Origin of the sequence: Roseicella aerolata (assembly GCF_020523605.1) — a bacterium.
In the GTDB taxonomy this organism is placed as follows: domain Bacteria; phylum Pseudomonadota; class Alphaproteobacteria; order Acetobacterales; family Acetobacteraceae; genus Paracraurococcus; species Paracraurococcus aerolatus.
The window spans coordinates 13232-35051 of sequence record NZ_JAJAQI010000033.1 but is presented as its reverse complement, the minus strand read 5'-3'; the positions used below and the strand labels follow the sequence as shown (position 1 = coordinate 35051).

Genomic DNA, 21820 nt, shown 5'->3' with positions numbered 1-21820 from the left:
GCGCAGGTGCCTCAGCGCATCCGGCACTCGGCCGCGTAGGGGTCGACGTCGTTCTCCAGCACGCGCCTCACCGCCTCGGTCTGGAATTTGCCGTCCGGCCGCTTCGCGACCTGGCAGAGCCAGAAATCCTGCACCGGGAACTGGTTGGCGCCGAAGCGGAAGCGGCCGCGGACCGAATCGAATTCCGCCGCCTTGATCGCCGCCCGCAGCCCATCTTTGTCGGAGAGCTTGCCGCCCACCTTGCGGATCGCGCTGTCCAGCAGCGCCGCCGCGTCATAGGCATGCGCGGCGTAGCTGGCGGGCACATAGCCATGGCTCGCCTCGAAATCCGCGACGAACCGCCTGTTGCGCGGGTTGTCCAGGTTCGGTGCCCAGGTGGAGGCGGAATAGAAGCCGAGCGCGGCGTCCTGCTGCGCCGGCAGCGTCGCCTCATCGACCGTGAAGGTCGAGAGGAAGGGGATATTGGCCAGCCCCGCCTGACGGTACTGCCGCACCAGGTTCACGCCGAGCCCGCCCGGCATGAAGGTGAATAGCGCATCCGGCCTGGCTGCCGCGATCCTTGCCAGTTCCGCCGAGAAGTCGAGCTGGGTCAGGGGGATGTAGACCTCGTCCACCACCTCGCCCTTGAAGCGGCTCTTGAAGCCGGCCATGGCGTCGCGGCCGGCCTGGTAGTTCGGGGTCAGCAGGAAGACCCGCCGGTAGCCGGCATCCTGCGCCGCCTGGCCCATCACCGCATGGACCTGGTCGTTGTTGTAGGACGCCGCGAAGAACAGCGGGTGGCAGCCGCGGCCGGCGATCGTCGAAGGCCCGGCATTGGTCGAGATCAGGATCGTGTTCGATTCCGTGACCGGCCGGATGATGGCACCGAGGATGTTGGAGAAGACGACGCCGACGACGAAATCGACCTTGTCCCGCTCGATCGCGGCGCGGACCTTGGTGACCGCGACCTCGGGCCGCAGCTCGTCATCGATGACCAGCACCTCGGCCGGCAGGCCGCCGAGTCTGCCGTCCAGGTGCTTCAGCCCCTGCAGGAAGCCGTCCCGCGTCTGGGTGCCGAGCGCGGCCTGCGGCCCGGTCAGCACCGCGACCAGCCCGATCTTCACGCCAGGCCCCTGCGCCCGCGCCACCGCCGGCGCCGCCAGCAGCCCTGCCGCACCCGCCAGCGCCATGCGCCGCCCGATCTCCGTCATCCCGCTGCTCCCCGGCCAAAGGCTGTGCGGGCGTTAAACGGGAAGCGTCACGCGACCGCAAGGGCCATGGCGGCGGCGCGGCGGGCGAGCGCGCCCCCGAGCGCCGCCAGCGGGTCCAGAACCGTGAAATGATCGCGGCCGGGCAGCGCCTCGAACCCGCCGCCCCAGGCAGCGGCGAAATCTCGGGACTGGCGGAGATACTCGGCGCTCTCCCCGCCGCCCACCACGACATGCAGCGCGCCGCCGGGGGAGGGGAGGAAGCGGGGCGAGAGGGCACGGGCCGCCTCGGGCGTCAGGCGCAGGGCCGCGGCGATGGTCGTCCCCAGCAGCGGCGCCAGTTCGAAGACGCCGGAGATGGGCAGGCCGGCGGGCACCAGGCCGGCCGGCAGGGCAGGGTCCAGGGTGCGCCAGTCGGTCGCCATCAGCATCGCCGCGAGCTGGCCGCCGGCGGAGTGGCCGGCGGCGAACAGGCGCCGCCCGCTCCGCCGGTGCAGCATCATCGCCGCGGCGCGGGCCTGATCCACGATCCTCGCCAGTGGCACGGCCGGGCAGAGATCGTAGGAGGGGATGGCGACCGCGACGCCTTCGGCCAGCAGCCCGCGGGCGACATGGCTGAAGAAGGAGCGGTCCAGCGCCTGCCAGTAGCCGCCATGGAGGAAGAGGGCGAGCGGCCAGGCCTCGCCCGGACCGGGGCGGAAGAGATCGAGCCTCTCCCGCTCCCCCGGGCCGTAGGGCAGGCCGTATCCCGCATGCGGCCAGCCCGCCCGGAAGGCGGCGGCGTCGCGCGCCCAGCCGGCGATCAGCGCGGCGCTCTCCGGCACCCGGGCACGGTTGTTGTATTCGGCTTCGGCATCCATGACGGCATTCCAAGGCGAAGCGGCGCGGGGCGGCAATGCGGTTCCGCTCCCTGCGAGGTGGTGACGCGCCGTCCGGGACAGGGTGGCCTCGCCTCCTCGCACAGGGGCGATGCAGGTGCGAGGTGATTCCACCCGGCCCGCGCACGGGCTAGGAAGCGGGATGCGAATCTACCTGGCCGGCCCCGAGGTCTTCCTCGCCGATGCGGAGGCGGTCGCCGCGGAGAAGCGGGCGATCTGCGCCGCGCACGGCCTGACCGGCGTCTTTCCCCTGGAGCCTCCGCCCGTCCCGCCCGATCCGGCGCAGCCGGAATGGCTGCGCATCTACCTGGGGAATGAGGGGCATATCCGCAGTTGCGATGCCCTGATCGCCAACCTTACCCCCTTCCGCGGGCCCTCGGCGGATGCCGGGACGGTCTATGAACTGGGGTTCATGCGCGCCCTCGGCCGGCCGGTCTTCGGCTACAGCCATGTCGCGCGGCGCTTCGGTGCGCGGACCCTGGCTGCGCTGGGCCCCACGGCGCGGCGTCGGGCGGATGGCGCCTGGGAGGATGATGGGGGAATGGCGGTGGAGGAATTCGACCTCCACGACAACCTGATGCTGGAGGGCGGCATCCACGCCTCCGGCGGCGCCTTCGAGCTGGAGGAGGTCCCGGCGGAGCGGCGGTGGCGCGACTTGGCGGCCTTCACCCGCTGCGTGGCGGCGGCGGCGAGGGTATTCAGGGCGGCGCGCTGAGGCACCACCGCCTCAGCCCGGGCTCGCCGCGGGGGGCGGGGCCGGCCTGCGTCCGGCCCTAGGCGTCCTCCACATCCAGCGCATAGCCGGCCGAGCGCACCGTGCGGATCACGTCCAGCTCGCCCTCGCCATTGATCGCCTTGCGCAGCCGGCGGATATGCACGTCCACCGTCCGCGGCTCGACATGGATGTCGCGCCCCCAGACCGCGTCCAGCAACTGCTCGCGCGAGAAGACCCGGCCCGGATGCTGCATCAGGAATTCCAGCAGCCGGTACTCGGTGGGGCCCAGATGCAGCGGGCGGCCGTTGCGGGACACGCGGTGGGCGTCCTGGTCCATGGTCAGGTCGCGGAAGGTCAGCATTCCGCGCGTCGCCAGGCTGCCGGAACGCCGCAGCAGCGCGCGGATGCGGGCCAGCAGCCCGTCCATGGCGAAGGGCTTGCTGATGTAGTCATCGGCGCCGGTATCGAGGGCGCGCACCGTGTCCTGCTGCTCGGTCCGGGCCGTCACCATGATGATGGGCAGGTCGCGCGTCGCCGGCCGGCGGCGGAGCTGGCGGCAGACCTCGAGGCCCGAGAGTTGCGGCAGCATCCAGTCCAGCAGGACCAAGTCGGGCTTGGCCTCGGCCACCCGGACCAGCGCCTCCTCGCCATCGGCCGCTTCCTCCACCCGGAAGCCCTGCTTCTCCAGGTTGTAGCGCAGCAGGGTCAGCAGCGGGATCTCATCCTCGACCACCAGGATGGTCGGGCGGGCGCCGCCGGGAACCAGATCGGGCATCTGCGGCTCCCCTGGCTCAGGCCGGCGGCCGGACGACCGCGAAGGGCGAGCTGTCGGCCTTCGGGCGTTCCTCGGTCATCGGCTTGCCGCTGACGGCGTAGTAGACCGTCTCGGCGATGTTGGTGGCGTGGTCGCCGATCCGCTCCAGGTTCTTGGCGACGAAGAGCAGGTGGGTCGCCGCGGTGATGTTGCGCGGATCCTCCATCATATGGGTCAGCATCTCGCGGAAGATGCCGTTATAGACCTCATCCACCGACTGGTCGCTGGCCCAGACCTCGCTCGCGCGCGCGGCGTCGTCGTTCACCAGGGCGTCCATAGCGCCCTTCAACTCCTCCTGCACCAGCACCGCCATGCGCTGGAAGCCGTTGAGGCTGCCGAGGGGGGGCTGCTGCGCGAGGACGATGCTGCGCTTGGCGGCGTTGCGGGCATAGTCGCCGATCCGCTCGATGGCATGGATGATCTTCAGCGAGGCGATCACCAGCCGCAGATCCTGGCCGACCGGCTGGCGCAGGGCCAGCAGCCGGATGCAGAAATTCTCGATCTCCCGCTCCAGCGCGTCGATCTCCGCGTCGCGCGCCATCACCTCGGTCGCCAGCTCCGCATCGCGGCGGACCAGGGCGCTGACGGCATCCGCCACCTGCCGCTCCGCGAGGCCGCCCATGCGGGCGATCATCTCGCGCAGCCGGCGCAGCTCCTCTCCGTAGGAGCGGACGGTGTGTTCCTGCATCTTCTCCACCTCTCGGCCCTCCCGCTCAGCCGAACCGGCCGGTGATGTATTCCTGCGTCCGCGGATGCTGCGGCGCGGTGAAGAGCTGCGCGGCCGGCGCCACCTCGATCAGCTCGCCCAGGTAGAAGAAGGCGACCTGGTCGGCGCAGCGGGCAGCCTGCTGCATGTTGTGGGTGACGATGGCGATGGTGAAGTCCCGCTTCAGCTCATCGATCAGCTCCTCGATCTTCAAGGTGCTGATCGGGTCGAGCGCGGAGGTCGGCTCGTCGAACAGGATGACCTCCGGCCGCACCGCGATGGAGCGGGCGATGCAGAGCCGCTGCTGCTGCCCGCCCGAGAGGCCCATGGCATTGGTGTTCAGCCGGTCCTTCACCTCGCCCCAGATGGCGGCGCGGGAGAGCGCCCATTCCACCCGCTCGTCCATCTGCGCCTTGGAGAGCTTCTCGTGCAGTCGGACGCCGAAGGCGATGTTCTCGTAGATCGTCATCGGGAAGGGGGTCGGCTTCTGGAAGACCATCCCGACCTTGGCCCGCAGCTCGTTCACGTCCACATCGTCGTCCAGGATGTTCTTGCCATCGAGGAGCACCTCGCCGCTCGCGCGCTGGCCGGGATAGAGGCTGTACATCCGGTTCAGCACGCGCAGCAGGGTCGACTTGCCGCAGCCCGAGGGGCCGATCATCCCGGTCACCTGCCGGTCCGGCAGGTCGAAATTGATGGATTTCAGGGCGCGGTTGTCGCCGTAGAAGAAATCCAGGTTCCTGACCGAGATCCGCGCGGTCTCGTTCAGCACCGCGGAGGAGCGGGCCTGCATGCCGCCGAAGCTTCTCTCCTGCGTCGCGGGCTGCCGCGCGGCCGTTCCGGTATCGCTCATGGGACCCCTCAATGCTTCTTGCGGAGCGCGACGCGCGCGATGATGTTGATGGCCAGCACCCCGAGCGTCACGAGCAGGGCGGCCGACCAGGCGATCTCGATCAGGTCCGGGAAGCCGGAATTGGCCTGCTGGTAGATCGCGATCGGCAGGCTGGCCATGGCGCGGGTGAGGTCGGTCGAGGTGACCGAGTTGCCGAAGCTGGTCAGCAGGAGCGGCGCCGTCTCGCCGGCGATCCGCGCGATGGCCAGCAGCACGCCGGTGACGATGCCGGACAGCGCCGCGCGGTAGCCGACCAGGGTGATCATCTTCCATTTCGGCGCGCCGAGCCCGATCACCGCTTCCCGCAGGGTGTTCGGGATCAGGGACAGCATGTCCTCCGTGGTGCGCACCACCACCGGGATGACGATGATGGCCAGGGCAAGGGCTCCGGCGAGGCCGGAGAAGGCGCCCATCGGCAGCACGACAAGCTGGTAGATGAACAGGCCGATGAGGATGGAGGGCGCCGAGAGCAGGATGTCGGAGACGAAGCGGACGGCGTTGCCCAGCGCGGTCCGTTGCGCGTACTCGGCGAGGTAGGTGCCGACCAGAAGCCCGATCGGCGTTCCGATCCCGGTGCCGATCGCCACCTGGATCAGGCTGCCGACGATAGCATGCAGCAGGCCGCCCTTCGGCAGGCTCTCGTCGCCGTAGCGGGTCGGGCGGAATTCGGTGGTGAAGATGGTCAGGTCCATCGCCGCGAGCCCTCGCCAGAACAGCGTGAGCAGGATCGAGGCGAGAAAGAACAGCCCGATGGCGGTCGCCAGCAGCGACAGCGCGGTGATGATCCTGTCCGTGCGGCCGCGGCGGGCGCCGCGTGCCCGCATCGCCGCCAGGTCGGTGACCGGGCGGGAGGCGGTGTGGGAGGTCGTGCTCATCGTCTCAGCCCTTCAGCCGCGAGCGCAGGAGCCAGCGCGACGTCGCCAGCACCACGAAGGAGATCACGAACAGCAGGAAGCCGATGGCGAAGAGCGCCGATTGCTGGAGGCTGCCCGCCAGGCTCTCCGGGAACTCCATGGCGATGACGGAGGCGATGGTGGTGGAGGGGTCGAAGATGGAGGTCGGCATCCGGTTGGCGTTGCCGATGACGAAGGTGACCGCCATTGTCTCACCGAGTGCCCGGCCCAGGCCGAGCATGATGCCGCCGACCACGGAGATCCGCGTATAGGGAACGACCACGCCGCGCACCACCTCCCAGCGCGTGGCACCGAGGCCGTAGGCGCTTTCCTTGTAGACCGGCGGCACCTGCTCGAACACATCGCGCATGGTGGCGGCGATGAATGGCAGGATCATGATGGCGAGCACCAGCGAGGCAGTGAAGATCGAGGTGCCGGCGAAGGAGTTGGAGGCGAAGAGGAAGCCGACCAGCGGGATGGCCCCGAGCGCCTCGCCGAAGGTGAGCTGGATGTTCATCTGGACGAAGGGGACCAGCACGAACAGGCCCCACATCCCGTAGATGATGGAGGGGATGGCGGCCAGCAGCTCGATGGCGATGCCGACCGGCCGGCGCAGCCATTGCGGCGCCAGCTCGGTCAGGAAATAGGCGATGCCGAAGGCGACCGGAACGGCGAAGATGATCGCCAGCACGGAGGTGATGACCGTGCCAAAGACCGAGACGAAGGCGCCGAATTCCTCGCGCCCCTCCACCGGGTCCCAGCGGGTCGAGATCAGGAAGTCCAGCCCGAAATGCCGGAAGGCGGGCAGGCCGCCGATGAACAGCGTGACGATGATGCCGCCGAGCGTCAGCAGGACGAGGATGCCGGCACTGAGGCAGAGGCCTGCGAAGAGCCTGTCGCCGAAGGATCCGGCCGTCTTCCGCCGGCCCGTGGCGGGGGCGGCCGGCGCGCCCAGTGCGATGTCGCTCACCTGATAAGTTCTCCCCAATCCTGCCGGGGCCTCAATACCATGCCGCCCGGGCCGTTCCTGACCCGGGCGGTGCCTGGGCCCGGTCAGGCGGTCCAGACGGCCTCGCCCGACGGCGTGCGGACATGCTGGCCCCAGCCCTTGCGGATGAGGTCATGCGCCGAGGCCGGCAGCGGGATGTATTCCAGGCGGGAGGCAATCTCGCTGCCGTTGCGGAACGTCCAGTCGAAGAACCGCATGGTGTTGCGGCTGGCCTCCACCTTCTCGGCCGGCGGGTTCACCGGCAGCAGGATGTAGGTCGGCGAGGTGATCGGCCAGACATTCTCGCCATCCAGGTTGATGGTGTCGGCCGCGAAATTCGGCACCGTCCAGTCGGCCGCCGCGGCGGCCGCGTTGAAGGCCGGCGGCTCGGGGCGGACGAACCTGCCCGACTTGTTGCGGAGCTGCGTCGTCGCCATGCGGTTCACCACCGCATAGGCGTTCTCGATGTAGCCGATCGCGCCCGGGGTGTTGCGGATGATGTTCGACACGCCCTCATTGCCGCGCGCGCCGTTGCCGACCGGCCAGCGGATGCTGGTGCCGGCGCCCGGACCGCTCTTCCACTCCTCCGAGACGCGGGAGAGGTAGGTGGTGAAGACCCAGGTCGTGCCCGAGCCGTCGGCCCGGTAGCAAGGCCCGATCGGCAGGTTCGGGATGCGGATCTCGCGGTTCACCTCGGCGATGCGCGGGTCGTTCCAGCGCGTCAGCTTGCCGAGGAAGATGTCCGCAACGATCTCCGGCGTGAGGCGGAGCGCATTGTCCGCGACGCCCGGCAGGTTGGCCGAGAGCACGACCGAGCCGAGCACCGTCGGAAATTGCATCAGCTTGCGCTCGTTGAGTTGCTCGGCCGAGAGCGGCGCGTCCGAGGCGCCGAAATCCACGGTCCGGGCGGTGATCTGGTTGATGCCGCCGCCGGAGCCAATGGATTGGTAGTTGAGCTGCACGCCCGTTGCCTCGCGTGCGGCCTGCGCCCAGCGCTCATAGAGCGGGCGGGGGAAGGTCGCGCCGGCACCGGTGATCTGCGCCTGCTGGGCGAAGGCGGGGCGGCCGAGCAGCGGGCTGGCCGCGGCGAGGCCGGATGCGATGAGCAGGGAGCGTCGGTTCACGCGTCTCTCTCCGACAGGGATGGGCCCCGGGGCGAGTCCGGCCCCGGAGCGGCGGCGCCTACCTAGTCCGGCGGCAAGTCGGGAGGATTGCAGTTTTATGAAGCTTCGATGACAGGCACCCGACATGCCGCCCGGCCATCCGGGCCACGCCACCACGGGAACGCATGATGGCGGCGGGCGGTCGAGCGGCGCAAAGCGGGTTGGCGCGGGGGCGCAGGATTCGCGCCCGCCCCGGCGAGACTACCCGGGATACCAGGCGGGGCGGCGCTTCTCCCGGAAGGCGGCCAACCCCTCCCGCCCCTCGGCGGAGGCGCGCTGCATCCAGCCCTCATGCGCCAGCAAGGCCATCTGCCGGGCGTCCAGCTTCAGGCCGTTGGCGCCGAGGAAGCTGTCCTTGGTGACGGCGACGGCGCCGGGGGCGGAGAGCAGGGTCTGGTCGAGGATCTCCGCAAGGCGCGCCTCGATCCGCTCGGCCTCCAGCACCTCATGCACCAGGCCCATGCGCAGCGCGTCCTCCGGTCCGAAACGCTCGCCGGTCAGGGCGTAGCGGCGGGTCTGCCGGAGGCCCATGGCATGGACCATGTGGGTGGAGATGGGGGTGGGGGAGACGCCGACCCGCACCTCGGTCAGGCCGAAGATCGCCTGCGGGGTCGCCAGCGCCACATCCACGCAGCAGGCGATGCCGGCGCCGCCCCCGAAGCAGGCGCCCTGGATCAGCGCGAAGGTCGGGCGGGGGAACTCGTTCAGCTTCTGCATGGCGAGCGTCGTCGCCAGCGAGGCCTGGTAGGCCCGCTCCGGCGGGTAGCCGGCGACCTCGGCCAGCCAGTCGATGTCGGCCCCGGCGGCGAAATGCTTCCCCGCGCCGCGGATGACCAGGGCGCGGACGGCCGGATCGGCGGCCAGCCCGTCCAGCCCCTGGATCAGGGCGTTCAGTAGCGCCTCGTTATAGGCATTGCCGCGCTGCGGGCGGTTCAGAGTGACAGTGACGATGCCGCGGGCATCGCGGCTGAGCAGGACGGGCGGTTCCTCGGGCATGGCGGTTTCCTCGCTGATGCCCCTGCTTGTGCCCCCGGCGTGGCCAGCCGGGAAGCCGGCGATTGACAGGGCCGGCGGGGGACGCCGAGGCTCCCCGCGACCGGAGGATGCCGCCCATGTTCGCCACCCGCCCCACCCTCTATGGCACGCGCCACGCCGTCTCGGCCGGCCACTACCTCGCTGCCGCGGCCGGCTTCTCGGTGCTGGAAGCCGGCGGGAACGCCATCGATGCCGGCTGCGCCGCCGGCATCGCCCTGGGCGTGCTGCTGCCGGACCTGGTCAATGTCGCAGGCGTCGCGCCCATCCTGATCCGCAAGGCGGATGGCACGGTGGAGACCATTGCCGGGCTCGGGACCTGGCCACGCACGATCCCGGCCGACCTCTTCCTGCGGGAACATGCCGGCGTCATCCCGGACGGCGTGCTGCGCACCGTGGTGCCGGCGGCGCCGGATGCCTGGATCACCGCGCTGGAGCGGCACGGGACCATGGGCTTCGGGGAGGTGGCGAGCCATGCCATCCGCTTCGCCGGTGATGGCTTCGCGGTCTATCCGCTGCTGGCCGACAACATCCGCGACCACGCGGCCGACTATGCGCGCTGGCCGGGCAATGCCGCGATCTTCCTGCCGGGCGGGCGGCAGCCGCAGGTGGGCGAGAAATTCGTGCAAAGCGACCTTGCCCGCACCCTGCAATACATGGCCGACGAGGAGAAGAAGGCGGCGGGGAAGGGGCGGCTGGCCGGCCTCGCCGCCGCGCATGCCGCCTTCTATCGCGGCGACATTGCCCGCGAGATCGCCGCCTTCATGCGGCGCGAGGGCGGCTACCTGACCATGGAGGACCTGGCCGGCTACCGCTCCCGCCTCGAGCCCGCGGTGCGCCGGGGCTGGCGCGGGCATGAGGTCATCACCTGCGGCCCCTGGTGCCAGGGCCCGGCGCTGCTGGAGGCGCTGCTGCTGATGGAAAAGGGCGGCATCGGTGGCATGGCGCACAACAGCGCCGAATACCTCCACCTTTTCACCGAATGCTTGAAGGCGGCCATGGCGGACCGGGAATACCATTTCGGCGACCCGGCTTTCCTCGATGTCCCGCTCGATGCGCTGCTCGCCGATGGCCATCTGGCGGCACGCCTGGCCGGGATCGACCCGGACCGCGCGCTTCCCGGCATGCCGGGGCCGATCCTCGGCGCCGGTACCGGCCTGCCCGGCCCGGCCGACCGCAGCATGCCCGCGGTGGAGGCCGATACCTCCTACTGCGCCGTGGTGGACCGCTGGGGCAATGCCTTCAGCGCCACTCCCTCGGACGGCTCCTGGAACTCCCCGGTGGTGCCCGGCCTCGGCATCATCCCCTCCAACCGCGGCAGCCAGAGCCGGCCGGACCCCGCGCATCCCTGCGGCGTCGCGCCGGGCAAGCGGCCACGCCTCACGCCCAACCCGGCCATGGTGGTGACGGCGGAGGGCGGCGTCATGCCCTTCGGCACCCCGGGCGGCGATGTGCAGATCCAGGCCATGATCCAGGTGCTGCTGAACATCCTGCAGCACGGGATGGAGGTGCAGGAGGCGATCGAGGCGCCGCGCGTGGCCTCCTACTCCTTCCCCTCAAGCTTCGCGCCCTTCGACTTCTTTCCCGGCCGGCTGGCGGTGGAGGCCGCGATCCCCAAATCCACGCGCGACGCGCTGGCCGCGAAGGGCCATGAGATCCGGGACTGGCCGGAGAAGACCTGGCTGGCCGGCACGGTGGAGGTGGTGAAGACCGACCCGCGCCGCGGGATGCTGGCCGCCGGCGCCGATCCGCGCCGGCCGGCCTATGCGGTGGTGGCGTAGCGCGGGGCTTCGGGGCCGCGCAGCGCGGCCGGCAGCGGCCGGCGGTGCACCAGTTCGCCTTCGGCCAGCCAGGCCTCCTCCTCCGGCGTGGAGCGCCGGCCGAGCAGGGCGTTGCGGTGCGGGTAGCGGCCGAAGCGGGCGATCACGGCAAGGTGGCCATGCGCCTGTTCGGCCGAGTGCAGGTAGAGCGGTCGCAGGTGGTCGGGCGCCGTCCAGGCCACCGCCTCCGCCATGGCGGCGACGCGGACCAGCCGCTCCCGGTGGTCCGGGCCTTCCGCATGGGCGAGGGGGAGGAAGAAGAAGGTCCTCTCCCAGGGATGCTCCAGCGCGTCGTACTGGCCGTCATGGAGCCCCTCCTCGGCAATCCGGAGCGCGTCCTGGTCGCCGGCATGGGCCAGCGGCGTGCCGGCATGGAAGGCGCGCGGCGCCTGATCGAGCAGCAGGATCAGCGCGAGCCTTCCGAGCGGCGTCGTGCCCCAGTGATCCAGGCGGCCCGACAGCGCCGCGTCCGCCAGCGGTGCGAACCGGGCGGGCATGGCCTCCGGCGCGCCGCCGAACCAGCGCTCGAACATCCGCGCATGGGTTGCGGCATCCGCCCGGTCCAGCCCGGGGGGAAACCACGTCTCCATCACCTGTCGCCAGACGCCCGTTGCCCACACTGTTCCTCTCCTTGCCTTGGCTTGCCCGAGGGAAGGCTGCGGCCGGCGCTGCATGGGCGTCTTTGCGCTGGCGCACAGCGCGTGCTGCGCTGCAACCGCCACACCCCCATGGACGCCAGTCGCCGGGGAGGGCACACTCGGTCGTCTGACCAAGAACACGGAAGCGGGGGGATAGGCGGGCCATGCATGACGTCGTGATCCGGGGTGGCACCATCGTGGATGGCACCGGCGCACCGGCCTTCACCGGCGATGTGGCCATCGACGGCGACCGGCTCGTCCAGGTCGGCGGCAAGGCCGGGCCGGCGAGGCGGGAGGTTCAGGCCGAGGGTCGCCTCGTCACCCCCGGCTGGGTGGATGTGCACACCCATTACGACGGCCAGGCCACCTGGGACCCCGTGCTGGCACCCTCCTCCTGGCACGGTGTCACCACCATCATGTTCGGCAATTGCGGCGTCGGCTTCGCCCCCGTCCGCCCGGCGCACCACCAGGCGCTGATCGACCTGATGGAGGGGGTGGAGGACATCCCCGGCATCGCCCTGGCCGAGGGGCTGAAATGGGACTGGGAGGACTTTCCCGCCTATCTCGACGCCCTGGCCCGCCTGCCGCGCACCATCGATGTCGCGGCCCAGATCGCCCATCACCCGCTGCGCGTCTATGCGATGGGGGAGCGCGCCATCAACCGGGAGATGGCGACCGCGGAGGATATCGAGCTGATGGCGAAGCTGACGGAGGAGGCGCTGAAGGCCGGCGCCTTCGGCTTCACCACCTCCCGCACCGACCAGCACAAGACCCCTTCCGGCGAGCTCGTCCCGGGCCGCTATGCCGAGCATGAGGAGCTGATCGCGATCGGCAAGGCGATGGGCCGCGCCGGCCGCGGCGCCTTCGGCATGCTCTCCGACTTCGAGGATGAGGCGGCGGAGTTCGGCTGGCTCCGCCAGGTGGCGCGGGACAGCGGCCGGCCCGTCTGGTTCCTGCTGACGGACCGCAGCTACGACCCGGAGCGCTGGCGCCGGCTGATGGACGGCATCCGCGCCGCCCGGAAGGATGGCCTCGCGCTGTCGGCCCAGGTGGCGGGGCGGCCCGTGGGCCTCATCCTCGGCCTCACCACCTCCCTCAACCCCTTCGCCCTGCGCGAGGGTTTTTCCGAACTCTCGCGCCTGCCGCCGGCCGAGCAGCTCGCCCGGTTGCGGGACCCGGCCGTGCGCGCCGCCATCCTGGCGCAGGAGGCGAGCCCGCGCCTGATGGAGATCCTGCCGCCGCTCTCGCGCCAGATCGCCTCGCGCTGGGACCGCATGTACATCCTGGGCGACAATCCGAATTACGAGCCGCCGCCGGAGCGCAGCATCGCCGCCATGGCGGCCAAGGCCGGCCAGTCGCCGGCGGAGTTCTGCTACGACTACCTGGTCGGCGGCGATGGCGGCCGGATGCTGTATTTCCCCGTCACCAACTACGTCCATGGCGACCTGGAGGTGGTGCGGGAGATGATCACCGACCCGCATACCGTCCTCGGCCTCTCCGATGGCGGCGCGCATTGCGGCGTGATCTGCGACGCCTCGCTCTCCACCACCATGCTCACCCACTGGGTGCGCGACCGCACGCGCGGGGAGCGTCTGCCGCTGGAATTTGTGGTGAAGCGCCAGACCAGCGAGACGGCGGATTTCTTCGGCTTCCACGACCGCGGCCGCCTGGCGGTGGGCAAGAAGGCGGATGTCAATGTCATCGACTTCGCCGCGCTGCGGCCGCACCACCCGGAGATGGCCTATGACCTGCCGGCCGGTGGTCGGCGGCTGGTGCAGCGCGTCGACGGCTACGACATGACGCTGGTGAGCGGCGTGCCCATCTTCGAGAAGGGCGAGGAGACGGGGGCGCGCCCGGGCAGGCTGGTGCGCGCCACCGGCTGACGCTCCCGCCGCAGGGATCGCAACGCCGCGCGGGCGGCGCGGGAGGGGCGCCGTCCGCCGGTCAACGGCCGCGGGACCGCCGCGCGCCAGCAACGAGGGCGTCCATGAACCACATCGCTCCCGCCGCTTCCGCCCTGGCGGAGGCGGATGCCGTCCGCCGCTGGCTCGGCCGCTTCGAGGCCGCATTGCAGGCCCGCGACCGCGACGCGCTGGCGGGGCTGTTCGCCGCGGACAGCCACTGGCGCGACCTGCTCGCCCTCACCTGGGGCATCACGCCGCATAAGGGCGCCGCGGGCATCGCCGGGGCGCTCTGCGCCGCGCAGGAGCGGATGCGGGCGCATGGCTTCCGCATCGCGGAGGACCGCACGCCGCCGCGCCGGGTTCGCCGCCTCGGCATCGAGGTGATCGAGGCAATCTTCAGCTTCGAGACGGCGCTTGGCCGCGGCGATGGCGTGGTCCGGCTGCACGCCGATGACCCGGCCCGCGCCTGGGTGCTGCTGACCTCGCTCGAGGCGCTGACCGGCTTCGAGGAGCGGACCGGCGCCAACCGGCCGAGCGGTGAGGCCTATTCGCGCAATTTCGGCGGCGACAACTGGCAGGACCAGCGGGAGCGGGCGCAGTCCTATGCGGACCGCGACCCGGCCGTGCTCGTCATCGGCGGCGGCCAGGCGGGGCTCGCCGTCGCGGCGCGGCTCGGGCTGCTCGGTGTGGATACGCTCGTCGTCGAGAAGCATGCGCGGATCGGCGACAATTGGCGCAGGCGCTACCATTCCCTCGCGCTGCACAACCAGATCCATGTCAACCACCTGCCCTACATGCCCTATCCGCCGCACTGGCCGAAATACATCCCGAAGGACATGCTGGCCGGCTGGTTCGAGGCCTATGCCTGGGCCATGGAGATCAATGCCTGGACCTCGACCGAATTCCTGCGCGGCGCCTATGACGAGGCGGCGGGCTGCTGGACCGCGGTGCTGCGCCGGGCGGACGGCACGGAGCGCATCATGCGCCCGCGCCACCTGATCTTCGCCAATGGCGTCAGCGGCATCCCGAAGATCCCCTCGCTGCCGGGCCTCGAGGACTTCCGCGGCGAGGTCATCCACTCCCATGCCTTCACCAGCGGCGCGGCCTGGAAGGGCAGGCGCGCGCTGGTGCTCGGCACGGGCAACAGCGGCCATGACGTGGCGCAGGATCTGCACAGCCATGGGGCCGAGACGAGCATCATCCAGCGCGGCTCCACCACCGTGGTCAGCATCGACCCGAGCGCCAAGCTGAATTATGCGCTCTATGACGAGGGGCCGCCGCTTGAGGATTGCGACCTGATCGCCACCGCCGCGACCTATCCGCTGCTCGTCCGCGGCTACCAGCTCGCGGTCCAGCGAATGGTCGAATTGGACAAGGATCTGATCGCGGCGCTGAAGGCGAGGGGCTTCCGCTACGATATCGGGGAGGACGGGACCGGCCACCAGATGAAGTACCGCCGCCGCGGCGGCGGCTACTACCTGGATGCCGGCTGCTCCGGCCTCATCATCCGTGGCGAGATCGGCCTGCTGCAATTCGACGATATCGAGCGCTTCGTGCCCGAGGGCGCGCTGATGCGGGACGGCAGGATGATCCCCGCCGAGCTGCTGGTGCTGGCGACCGGCTACCACACGCAGCAGGAGCTGGTGCGGCGGCTGCTGGGCGAGGCGGTGGCGGAGAAGGTCGGGCCGATCTGGGGCTTTGGCGCGGATGGCGAGATGGCCAATATGTGGAAGCCGACGGCGCAGAAGGGGCTCTGGTTCATGGCCGGCAGCCTGGCGCAGTGCCGGATTTATTCGAAAACCCTCGCCTTGCAGATCAAGGCGCGGGAGGCCGGGCTGATCGGCGGCTGACTCCGCCGCGTCCCTTGCCGTTGCGCGCGCGCGGGTGGACAGTCCCGCGCGCAACGAAGGCAGCGGAGGAGACGCCAGCCCCATGAAACTCGCCTATTCGCCCAATAGCCCCTATGTTCGGAAATGCCTCGCCGCCGCCATCGCGCGCGGGATCGAGGCCCGGATCGAGCTCTGGACGGTGCCGACCACCGATCCGTCGCTGGCCGCGGTCAATCCGCTCTCGAAGGTGCCGACGCTGCTCACGGATGACGGCGTCGTGCTCTATGACAGCCCGGTGATCTGCCAGTACCTCGACAGCATCGGCGACGCGCCGCCCCTCCTTCCCCCGCCCGGCGCGGCGCGCTGGAACGCCCTGCGGCAGGAGGCGCTGGCCGACGGCATCCTGGATGCGACGCAGCCGCGGCGACGGGAGCTGGCGCTGCCGCAGGATGAGGGACGGCGGGACTACATCGCGTTGCAGCAGGGCAAGGTCGCCCGCGCTCTCGACGTGCTGGAGGCGGAGGCGGGCAGCCTCGGCGCGCTGGCGACGATCGGTGAGATCGCGATCGGCTGCGCGCTCGGCTATCTCGACTTCCGCTATCCGCACGAGCCCTGGCGGCCCGGCCATCCGACGCTGGAGGCCTGGTATGGCCGCGTCGCCGCGCTGCCGCCGCTGGCCCGCACCGCGCCGCCGCCTGCCTGAGGCCGCGCCGCGGCGGTGGACAGCGCCGCCGCGGCCTCGTTACGCTCTCCCTCTCCCGGCTGGCGGCCTGCCGCCCGGGACAAGAACGAGACCGAGGGAGAGAGCGTCATGACCCATCCGCTGTCGCGGCGCCGGGTCGCCGCGGCCGGCGCCGCGCTGCTTGGCGCCGCCATGCCGGGCCGTCCCGCCGGCGCCCAGGCCGCCTGGCCCAGCCGTCCCGTCCGCATGATCGTCGGCTTCACCGCGGGCAGCGCCACAGATGTCACGGGCCGCATCTTCGCCCAGGCCTTCAGCCAGGCCTGGGGCCAGCCGGTGGTGGTGGAGAACATCAGCGGCAATTCCGGCGCCATCGGCGTGGACCGCGTGGCGAAGGCGCCGCCCGATGGCTACACGCTGATGTGGAGCGGCAATGCCGCCATCACCGTACTGCCCGCCATGCAGCACCTGCCCTTCGATCCGCTCAAGGACCTGGTCTCGATCGGCATGACGCTGTCCATGGCCTCGGTCTTCCTCACCGGCGCCAACGCGCCCTTCCGCAGCCTCGCCGATGTGATCGCGGAGGCGAGGGCCAGCCCCGGCCGGCTGTCCTACGGCACGCCGGGCGTCGGCACGCCGCAGCACATCGCCGGCGAGATGTTCTGCCACCAGGCCGGCATCAGGATGGAGCACATCCCCTATCGCGGCGCCAACCTGGCGGATGTGATGAGCGGGGTGCTGCCGCTCGGTATCCAGAATGCCGGCGCCGCCATCCCGCTGGTGAAGGACGGACGGCTGAGGGGGCTGGCGGTGACCTCGCTGCAGCGCTCGGTCCATGCGCCGGACATCCCGACCGTGGCGGAGCAGGGCTTCCCCGGCTTCGAGGCACTCTCCTGGTTCGGCCTGATGGCGCCGGCCGGCACGCCGCGGCTGATCATCGAGAAGGTGCATGCCGAGGCGATGCGCGTGCTGGCGGATGGCGACCAGCGCGCCCGCTTCGCGCAGATGGGCCTCGAACCTGCGCCCGGCACGCCGGAGCAGATGCAGGCGCAGATCGCCGCCGATATCCCGAAATGGGCGAAGGTGATCGCGGCGGCGGGGATCCCGACGGGGCGGTGACGCCGCCATGGCGGCGCCCCCCGGCATCGGCTGCCGCCCTCGCCGGCTGCAGCGGATTGCGTTCACATCGGAACGCCAAACCGCTGCAGATGTTGACTTTTCCGGCAGATTCACGCTCCCGGGCGTTCACGCCCTCCCGCGATCCGCTCTATGCCGCGGCGTGCGGATCGCGCCGGCGGTCGGGCGTCCCCGCCATGCGCCGCACGCACGCCGCCGCCTGGCCGAAGGCCCTCAGCTCGGCCGGCATGAAGTGGCGGAGCGGCTCGGCCCGCGGCGCGGTGTCCAGCTTCATCACGGCATGGCCATGCGCCAGCACCCCCGGATGATGGCGCGGCCGCCTTGCCACTGCCGCCGGTGACGAGGACGCTCCGCGTCTCAGTGCCGTTCCAGGAAGGCGAGCGCCGCGGCGTCGAAGGCGGCGGGGTTGTCCTGGCTCATGGCATGCGCGGCATCAGGGATCGAGACGCGCTCGCAGCCCCTGATATGCCGCTCCAGCGCATCGGCATTGGCGACGAAGTTCGGCAGGGTCCGGGCGCCCACCACCAGCAGGGTCGGGGCGCGGATCGCCTCCGCCGCGGCGCGGGAATAGGGCCTGCGCCGCTCATTCCGCTGGCCGAGCAGGGTGCGGGCATTGTCGCGGTTGATCGCCTTGCGGTCTTCGCTGCGCATCTCCCAGGCGCCCGGCCCACCGGTATGCTCGGCGATGCGCTTCAGCCCGCCCTCGGTGTCGCCGGCCTCGATCAGCGCCGCGCCCTCGCCGAAGGCGCCGGCCTGGGCGCCGCTCGCGGGCTTGCCGCCCAGGCTCTCGTCCAACTCGCCGCCCGGCTCGGCCAGCACCAGGGCGCGGACCAGCTCCGGATGCCGTTCCGCGACGCGGAAGGCGATATGGCCGCCGCGGGAATGGCCGATGAGGCGCACCGGCCCGGCGCCGAGGTCACGGATGAAGCCGGCCACATCCGCCACATGCCGGTCGATGGTGAAGTCGCCGCCTTCCTCCCAGCGGCCCGGCCAGCAATGCCGCATGGAGAGGGCCAGCACGCGGTAGTGCCGGCCGAGGCTGGCCATCTGCGGCGCCCAGTAGCGCTGATCGCCCAGCGTGCCGTGCACCAGCACCAGCGGATCGCCGGCGCCGCTCTCGGCATAGCTCAGCTCATGGCCGTCCACGATCATGCCGGGCATGGCGTTTCCTCTTCTGTGTCGGGGCGGGACGATGCCCCGGCCGGGGCGCGCCGCCAAGCCTTGGCGGCAGCGGCGGGCGCCCCCACCTCCCGTGCAACGACATCCGGGGGCCGCCATGCACCGCCGCAGCATCCTTGCCCTGCCCGGAGCCTTCGCCGCCGCGCCGGTCCTCGCCCAGGCGCCGGAGGTGGACACGCTCCTCGTCCTCGCGGTGGATGCCTCCGGCTCCATCGATGCGGATGAGTTCCGGCTGCAGCGGGAGGGCTATGCCGAGGCGCTGTCGCATCCCTCCGTGCTCTCGGCCATCGCCAGCCGGCCGCATCAGGCCATCGCGGTCGCTATGGTGGAGTGGGGCTCGCCGGGTGGGGCGGAGACAGTGGTGGATTTCATGCGCCTCTCGGATGCCGCCAGCGCGCGGGCTCTGGTGCAGGCGGTGCTGGCGGCGCCACGCAGCCGGCAGAGCTGGAACGCGATCGGCGATGCGATCGACCATTGCGCGCGGATGCTGCTGGCCGCGCCCTTCCGGGCGGCAGAGCGGGTGATCGACCTCTCGGGTGACGGGCCGGACCTGCGCTCGCTGCGGCCTGCCACGACGGCGCGCGACGATGCGGTGGCCGGGGGGCTTCAGATCAATGCGCTGGCGGTGGCCGCGGCGGGGCAGGTGACGCGATACGGGGAGCCACTCGCGGAAACCTACCGGCGGGAGGTCATCGGCGGGCGGGGCGCCTTCGTGATGACGGCGGAGGACCGGCGCGACATCGCCCGGGCGCTGCGAGCGAAGCTGATCCGGGAGATCGCCTAGACCGCCGACGCGGGTGATGACGCGCATCGGACGGTCGGGCATGCCGTCCGGGTGATCCGACGACCCCGACCGAATGGGTCCACTCAGCCGTCCTTTGCTGCCGCCTCGCCTGCGGCGGCACCGCCCGGAGGCGTCCACCCCATCGGGGGCGACAGGCGCTTCGCCACACGGTTGCGGCGGGCGATCAAGGGCAGGCCGGGCGCATGCTCTTCCCGCCCTGCCGCCCGTGCCGGCAGATGTGCCGGGGCCCGCGTCGCCCGGTTCACGCCTCCCGCAGCAGGTCCAGGATCTCTGCGGGAGAGGCAAACACCTGCCTTGGTCCGAGTGCCAGCAGCGCCGCCGGCGCGGCATAGCCCCAGTTCACCGCCCCGAAGGCAATCCCCGCCCGTGCCGCCGCCTCGGCGTCCCGCGTCTCGTCGCCGACATAGATCGCGGCCTCTGCCGGCGCATCCATCGCCCGCAGCACCTGCCGCAGCTTGGCCGCCTTGCCGAAAAGCGAGGCACCGCAGGCGAAATACCCGATGGGCGCCGCCGCGGACCCCAGCGTGCGGCGGATGCTGGCCTCGGAATCCGAACTGGCGACGGCCAGCCGGACCCCGCCCTCGCCGAGGCCGCGCAGCATCTCCGGAATCCCGGGGAAGAGCGGGATGCTGCCGGCCGCTTCCGCCTTCAGCGCCCGCATGTCACGGATGATGGCGGGCAGCTTCCAGGCCGGCACGCGCATCCGCTGCAGGATCTCGCGGGTGCCGAGCAGGCGCAACGCCTCCACCTCCGCCGCGCCCGGCATGTGCAGGCCATGACGCCGGGCAACGGTGTTCAGCACGCTCAGGAACCAGGGAAAGGAATCGGCGAGCGTGCCATCGAAGTCGAAGATGACCAGGCGGCGGGACATCCTGCGCGCATAGGCCAATCCTGCCGAGGCGGGAACGGTACGGAGGAGGGAGCGGGGATGACATCGCCGCGGGCAGGCAGGAGAGGGTGGCCGGCGCGCCACCGCGCCCGGCGGGGGCCGTGCCGAGGGCCGCCCCGGAGGGGGGGCTGCATCCCCCCTTCATCCGCAAGCGGCCGTGCCGCGGTGGCTGCGCGGCCCGGGGCCGTTCCGGGCATGGGGCCGGCGCCTCGATCGGTCCCGTCCCGGTCCCGGCCTGCCGCAGCCCGGCCGGGGAGACGCCATAATCGCCGCCCCGCCGCCATGTCCGGAGATCGCGGGGCGCGGCAGCCCTTGCGCAGCCCGCAACCCCCTGCCACACCCGGCCGGTCATGACCGACGACGCGCCCAACGACCTGCCGCCCACTGGCCTGCTGCCGGCCGGGCTCATGGACCTGCTGCCGCCCGAGGCCGAGCGCGAGGCCGCGCTGGTCGAGATCCTCATGGCGGCCTTCGGCGCGCATGGCTATGAGCGGGTCAAGCCGCCGCTGCTGGAATTCGAGGACAGCCTGCTGGCCGGTTCCGGCGCCGCCGTGGCGGAGCAGACCTTCCGCCTGATGGACCCTGTCAGCCAGCGGATGATGGGGCTGCGCGCCGACACCACCCCCCAGGTGGCCCGCATCGCCGCGACGCGGCTCGGCCTCGAGGCCCGGCCCCTCAGGCTCTGTTATGCCGGCCAGGTGCTGCGGGTGCGTGGCACCCAGATCGCCCCCGAACGGCAACTGCCCCAGGTCGGGATCGAACTGATCGGCAGTGAGGCCGCGGCGGCGGATGCCGAGGTGGCGGTGGTGGCGGCCGAGGCCCTGGCGCGTGCGGGCGTTACCGGCATCACCCTCGACATCAGCCTGCCGACCATGGCGGGCACGCTGCTGGAGGCGGCCGGCCTGACCCTGGAGGCGCTGGAGGCACGCGGGGTGAAGCCGAAGCCGGCGCGGGACATGGTCGCGGCGCTCCGCCAGGGCATCGACCGCAAGGACCCGGTGGCCGTGCTGACCATCGCCGAGCGCGCCGCGCCACTGGCCGTGGATCTGGCGGACCTGCTGCCCCGCCTGCTGCAGGCCGCCGGCCCGGCCGATGCGGCGCTGGCGGCGCTGGCCGGGATGCCGCTGCCCCCGGCGGCGCGCGCCATCGCCGACAATGCCGTGGCGGTCATCGCCGCCATCCGGGCGCGCGACCCGGGCCTCCGCATCACGCTGGACCCGATGGAGTTCCGCGGCTTCCAGTACCACACCGGCGTTGCCTTCACGGTGTTCGGCCCGGGCACGACGGGGGAACTGGGCCGTGGCGGCCGCTACCGCTCGCTCGGCGAGGAGCCGGCAACGGGGATGAGCCTCTATCCGGATGCGGTGCAGCGCGCCGCGCCGGTGGTTGCGCCCAGGCCGCGGATCTTCGCCCCGCTGAACACGACGGAGGCGGAACTGGCCCCGCTGCGCGCCCAGGGCTTCGCCACCGTCTATGCGCTTTCGCCCGCGGATGCGCCGCGCGCGCTCCGTTGCACCCACATCCTGCGGGACGGCCAGGCTGTTCCCCTTGGTGGAGCGCCGGAGGGCGCGGAACTGTGAAGTGGCCCGGCCAGCATCCGCGGTCCGGTCGGCGGAGCGCCAGGCCATCCGGCGATGCGCCGCGCCGCGGGGCCCCCGGACAAGAGCGCGGA

21 protein-coding genes are annotated in these 21820 nt (G+C 71.5%); 8 read left to right on the top strand and 13 right to left on the bottom strand.

The window, feature by feature from the left end:
* Nucleotides 1-11: 11 nt before the first annotated feature.
* Both LHA35_RS19390 and LHA35_RS19385 read right to left on the bottom strand, forming a co-directional pair.
* Nucleotides 12-1190 (bottom strand): ABC transporter substrate-binding protein, encoded by a 1179-nt coding sequence (locus tag LHA35_RS19390; RefSeq protein ID WP_226611168.1) that lies wholly within the window; start codon nucleotides 1188-1190, stop codon nucleotides 12-14.
* 47 nt (nucleotides 1191-1237) lie between these two features.
* Nucleotides 1238-2047: an alpha/beta hydrolase gene (locus tag LHA35_RS19385; RefSeq protein WP_226611166.1), complete on the bottom strand. Its 810-nt coding sequence runs from the start codon at nucleotides 2045-2047 to the stop codon at nucleotides 1238-1240.
* A gap of 160 nt (nucleotides 2048-2207) precedes the next feature.
* On the opposite strand from LHA35_RS19385, the gene LHA35_RS19380 reads away from it, so the two are divergent.
* The gene (locus tag LHA35_RS19380) at nucleotides 2208-2780 is read left to right on the top strand and encodes a nucleoside 2-deoxyribosyltransferase (protein WP_226611165.1); all 573 of its coding nucleotides are present in this window, start codon (nucleotides 2208-2210) and stop codon (nucleotides 2778-2780) included.
* 58 nt (nucleotides 2781-2838) lie between these two features.
* Here the strand turns inward: LHA35_RS19380 and phoB are convergent, their stop codons facing one another.
* The 7 genes from phoB to LHA35_RS19345 form a co-directional block, all read right to left on the bottom strand.
* Nucleotides 2839-3555 carry a phosphate regulon transcriptional regulator PhoB gene (gene phoB / locus LHA35_RS19375; protein WP_226611164.1) on the bottom strand — a complete coding sequence of 239 codons (717 nt, stop codon included), beginning with the start codon at nucleotides 3553-3555 and terminating at the stop codon, nucleotides 2839-2841.
* Nucleotides 3556-3571: 16 nt separating this feature from the next.
* A complete protein-coding gene (gene phoU / locus LHA35_RS19370) occupies nucleotides 3572-4282 on the bottom strand; it encodes a phosphate signaling complex protein PhoU (RefSeq protein WP_226611241.1) in 711 nt (236 codons plus the stop codon).
* A gap of 25 nt (nucleotides 4283-4307) precedes the next feature.
* Nucleotides 4308-5093 (bottom strand): phosphate ABC transporter ATP-binding protein PstB, encoded by a 786-nt coding sequence (pstB, locus tag LHA35_RS19365; protein WP_226611238.1) that lies wholly within the window; start codon nucleotides 5091-5093, stop codon nucleotides 4308-4310.
* 68 nt (nucleotides 5094-5161) lie between these two features.
* Nucleotides 5162-6016 (bottom strand): phosphate ABC transporter permease PstA, encoded by an 855-nt coding sequence (pstA, locus tag LHA35_RS19360; protein ID WP_226611236.1) that lies wholly within the window; start codon nucleotides 6014-6016, stop codon nucleotides 5162-5164.
* Between the two features lie 55 nt (nucleotides 6017-6071).
* A complete protein-coding gene (gene pstC / locus LHA35_RS19355; protein WP_226611163.1) occupies nucleotides 6072-7055 on the bottom strand; it encodes a phosphate ABC transporter permease subunit PstC in 984 nt (327 codons plus the stop codon).
* An 83-nt stretch (nucleotides 7056-7138) separates the two neighbouring features.
* Nucleotides 7139-8197, bottom strand: coding sequence for a phosphate ABC transporter substrate-binding protein PstS (pstS, locus tag LHA35_RS19350; protein ID WP_226611161.1), 1059 nt, complete (start codon nucleotides 8195-8197; stop codon nucleotides 7139-7141).
* Nucleotides 8198-8437: 240 nt separating this feature from the next.
* On the bottom strand, nucleotides 8438-9232 hold the full coding sequence (locus LHA35_RS19345; protein ID WP_226611158.1) for an enoyl-CoA hydratase-related protein: 795 nt from the start codon (nucleotides 9230-9232) through the stop codon (nucleotides 8438-8440).
* A 116-nt stretch (nucleotides 9233-9348) separates the two neighbouring features.
* On the opposite strand from LHA35_RS19345, the gene LHA35_RS19340 reads away from it, so the two are divergent.
* A complete protein-coding gene (locus LHA35_RS19340; RefSeq protein WP_226611156.1) occupies nucleotides 9349-11049 on the top strand; it encodes a gamma-glutamyltransferase family protein in 1701 nt (566 codons plus the stop codon).
* Here the strand turns inward: LHA35_RS19340 and LHA35_RS19335 are convergent.
* Nucleotides 11031-11708 (bottom strand): DUF924 family protein, encoded by a 678-nt coding sequence (locus tag LHA35_RS19335; RefSeq protein ID WP_226611153.1) that lies wholly within the window; start codon nucleotides 11706-11708, stop codon nucleotides 11031-11033. The two genes, LHA35_RS19340 and LHA35_RS19335, sit on opposite strands and share 19 nt — an antisense overlap.
* Before the next feature lie 182 nt (nucleotides 11709-11890).
* On the opposite strand from LHA35_RS19335, the gene LHA35_RS19330 reads away from it, so the two are divergent.
* From LHA35_RS19330 to LHA35_RS19315, 4 genes are all read left to right on the top strand, one after another.
* Nucleotides 11891-13609, top strand: coding sequence for an N-acyl-D-amino-acid deacylase family protein (locus tag LHA35_RS19330; protein WP_226611151.1), 1719 nt, complete (start codon nucleotides 11891-11893; stop codon nucleotides 13607-13609).
* A 104-nt stretch (nucleotides 13610-13713) separates the two neighbouring features.
* Entirely contained in the window at nucleotides 13714-15480 is a 1767-nt protein-coding gene (locus LHA35_RS19325; protein WP_226611149.1) for a flavin-containing monooxygenase, read from the top strand.
* An 82-nt stretch (nucleotides 15481-15562) separates the two neighbouring features.
* A complete protein-coding gene (locus LHA35_RS19320; protein WP_226611146.1) occupies nucleotides 15563-16162 on the top strand; it encodes a glutathione S-transferase N-terminal domain-containing protein in 600 nt (199 codons plus the stop codon).
* A gap of 108 nt (nucleotides 16163-16270) precedes the next feature.
* Nucleotides 16271-17257: a Bug family tripartite tricarboxylate transporter substrate binding protein gene (locus LHA35_RS19315; RefSeq protein ID WP_226611144.1), complete on the top strand. Its 987-nt coding sequence runs from the start codon at nucleotides 16271-16273 to the stop codon at nucleotides 17255-17257.
* 148 nt (nucleotides 17258-17405) lie between these two features.
* Here LHA35_RS19315 and LHA35_RS19310 read toward each other — a convergent pair whose 3' ends face one another.
* Together LHA35_RS19310 and LHA35_RS19305 are read right to left on the bottom strand one after the other, a co-directional pair.
* Entirely contained in the window at nucleotides 17406-17549 is a 144-nt protein-coding gene (locus LHA35_RS19310; RefSeq protein ID WP_226611142.1) for a hypothetical protein, read from the bottom strand.
* Nucleotides 17550-17632: 83 nt separating this feature from the next.
* A complete protein-coding gene (locus tag LHA35_RS19305; protein WP_226611140.1) occupies nucleotides 17633-18436 on the bottom strand; it encodes an alpha/beta fold hydrolase in 804 nt (267 codons plus the stop codon).
* A 115-nt stretch (nucleotides 18437-18551) separates the two neighbouring features.
* On the opposite strand from LHA35_RS19305, the gene LHA35_RS19300 reads away from it, so the two are divergent.
* The gene (locus LHA35_RS19300) at nucleotides 18552-19238 is read left to right on the top strand and encodes a DUF1194 domain-containing protein (protein ID WP_226611137.1); all 687 of its coding nucleotides are present in this window, start codon (nucleotides 18552-18554) and stop codon (nucleotides 19236-19238) included.
* A gap of 262 nt (nucleotides 19239-19500) precedes the next feature.
* Here LHA35_RS19300 and LHA35_RS19295 read toward each other — a convergent pair whose 3' ends face one another.
* Nucleotides 19501-20130, bottom strand: a complete 630-nt coding sequence (locus LHA35_RS19295) for an HAD hydrolase-like protein (protein WP_226611135.1) — start codon at nucleotides 20128-20130, stop codon at nucleotides 19501-19503.
* A 368-nt stretch (nucleotides 20131-20498) separates the two neighbouring features.
* Between LHA35_RS19295 and LHA35_RS19290 the strand changes: the two genes are divergently transcribed.
* Complete coding sequence (locus LHA35_RS19290) at nucleotides 20499-21728, top strand: ATP phosphoribosyltransferase regulatory subunit (protein ID WP_226611133.1); 1230 nt, start codon at nucleotides 20499-20501, stop codon at nucleotides 21726-21728.
* Nucleotides 21729-21820: the final 92 nt, after the last annotated feature.

Bases quoted from the DNA above. Each gene is read 5' to 3' on its own strand.
- LHA35_RS19390 (WP_226611168.1), bottom strand. From the start codon at position 1,190: ATGACGGAGATCGGGCGGCGCATGGCGCTGGCGGGTGCGGCAGGGCTG.
- LHA35_RS19385 (WP_226611166.1), bottom strand. From the start codon at position 2,047: ATGGATGCCGAAGCCGAATACAACAACCGTGCCCGGGTGCCGGAGAGC.
- LHA35_RS19380 (WP_226611165.1), top strand. From the start codon at position 2,208: ATGCGAATCTACCTGGCCGGCCCCGAGGTCTTCCTCGCCGATGCGGAG.
- phoB (WP_226611164.1), bottom strand. From the start codon at position 3,555: ATGCCCGATCTGGTTCCCGGCGGCGCCCGCCCGACCATCCTGGTGGTC.
- phoU (WP_226611241.1), bottom strand. From the start codon at position 4,282: ATGCAGGAACACACCGTCCGCTCCTACGGAGAGGAGCTGCGCCGGCTG.
- pstB (WP_226611238.1), bottom strand. From the start codon at position 5,093: ATGCAGGCCCGCTCCTCCGCGGTGCTGAACGAGACCGCGCGGATCTCG.
- pstA (WP_226611236.1), bottom strand. From the start codon at position 6,016: ATGCGGGCACGCGGCGCCCGCCGCGGCCGCACGGACAGGATCATCACC.
- LHA35_RS19345 (WP_226611158.1), bottom strand. From the start codon at position 9,232: ATGCCCGAGGAACCGCCCGTCCTGCTCAGCCGCGATGCCCGCGGCATC.
- LHA35_RS19340 (WP_226611156.1), top strand. From the start codon at position 9,349: ATGTTCGCCACCCGCCCCACCCTCTATGGCACGCGCCACGCCGTCTCG.
- LHA35_RS19330 (WP_226611151.1), top strand. From the start codon at position 11,891: ATGCATGACGTCGTGATCCGGGGTGGCACCATCGTGGATGGCACCGGC.
- LHA35_RS19325 (WP_226611149.1), top strand. From the start codon at position 13,714: ATGAACCACATCGCTCCCGCCGCTTCCGCCCTGGCGGAGGCGGATGCC.
- LHA35_RS19320 (WP_226611146.1), top strand. From the start codon at position 15,563: ATGAAACTCGCCTATTCGCCCAATAGCCCCTATGTTCGGAAATGCCTC.
- LHA35_RS19315 (WP_226611144.1), top strand. From the start codon at position 16,271: ATGACCCATCCGCTGTCGCGGCGCCGGGTCGCCGCGGCCGGCGCCGCG.
- LHA35_RS19310 (WP_226611142.1), bottom strand. From the start codon at position 17,549: ATGAAGCTGGACACCGCGCCGCGGGCCGAGCCGCTCCGCCACTTCATG.
- LHA35_RS19305 (WP_226611140.1), bottom strand. From the start codon at position 18,436: ATGCCCGGCATGATCGTGGACGGCCATGAGCTGAGCTATGCCGAGAGC.
- LHA35_RS19300 (WP_226611137.1), top strand. From the start codon at position 18,552: ATGCACCGCCGCAGCATCCTTGCCCTGCCCGGAGCCTTCGCCGCCGCG.
- LHA35_RS19295 (WP_226611135.1), bottom strand. From the start codon at position 20,130: ATGTCCCGCCGCCTGGTCATCTTCGACTTCGATGGCACGCTCGCCGAT.
- LHA35_RS19290 (WP_226611133.1), top strand. From the start codon at position 20,499: ATGACCGACGACGCGCCCAACGACCTGCCGCCCACTGGCCTGCTGCCG.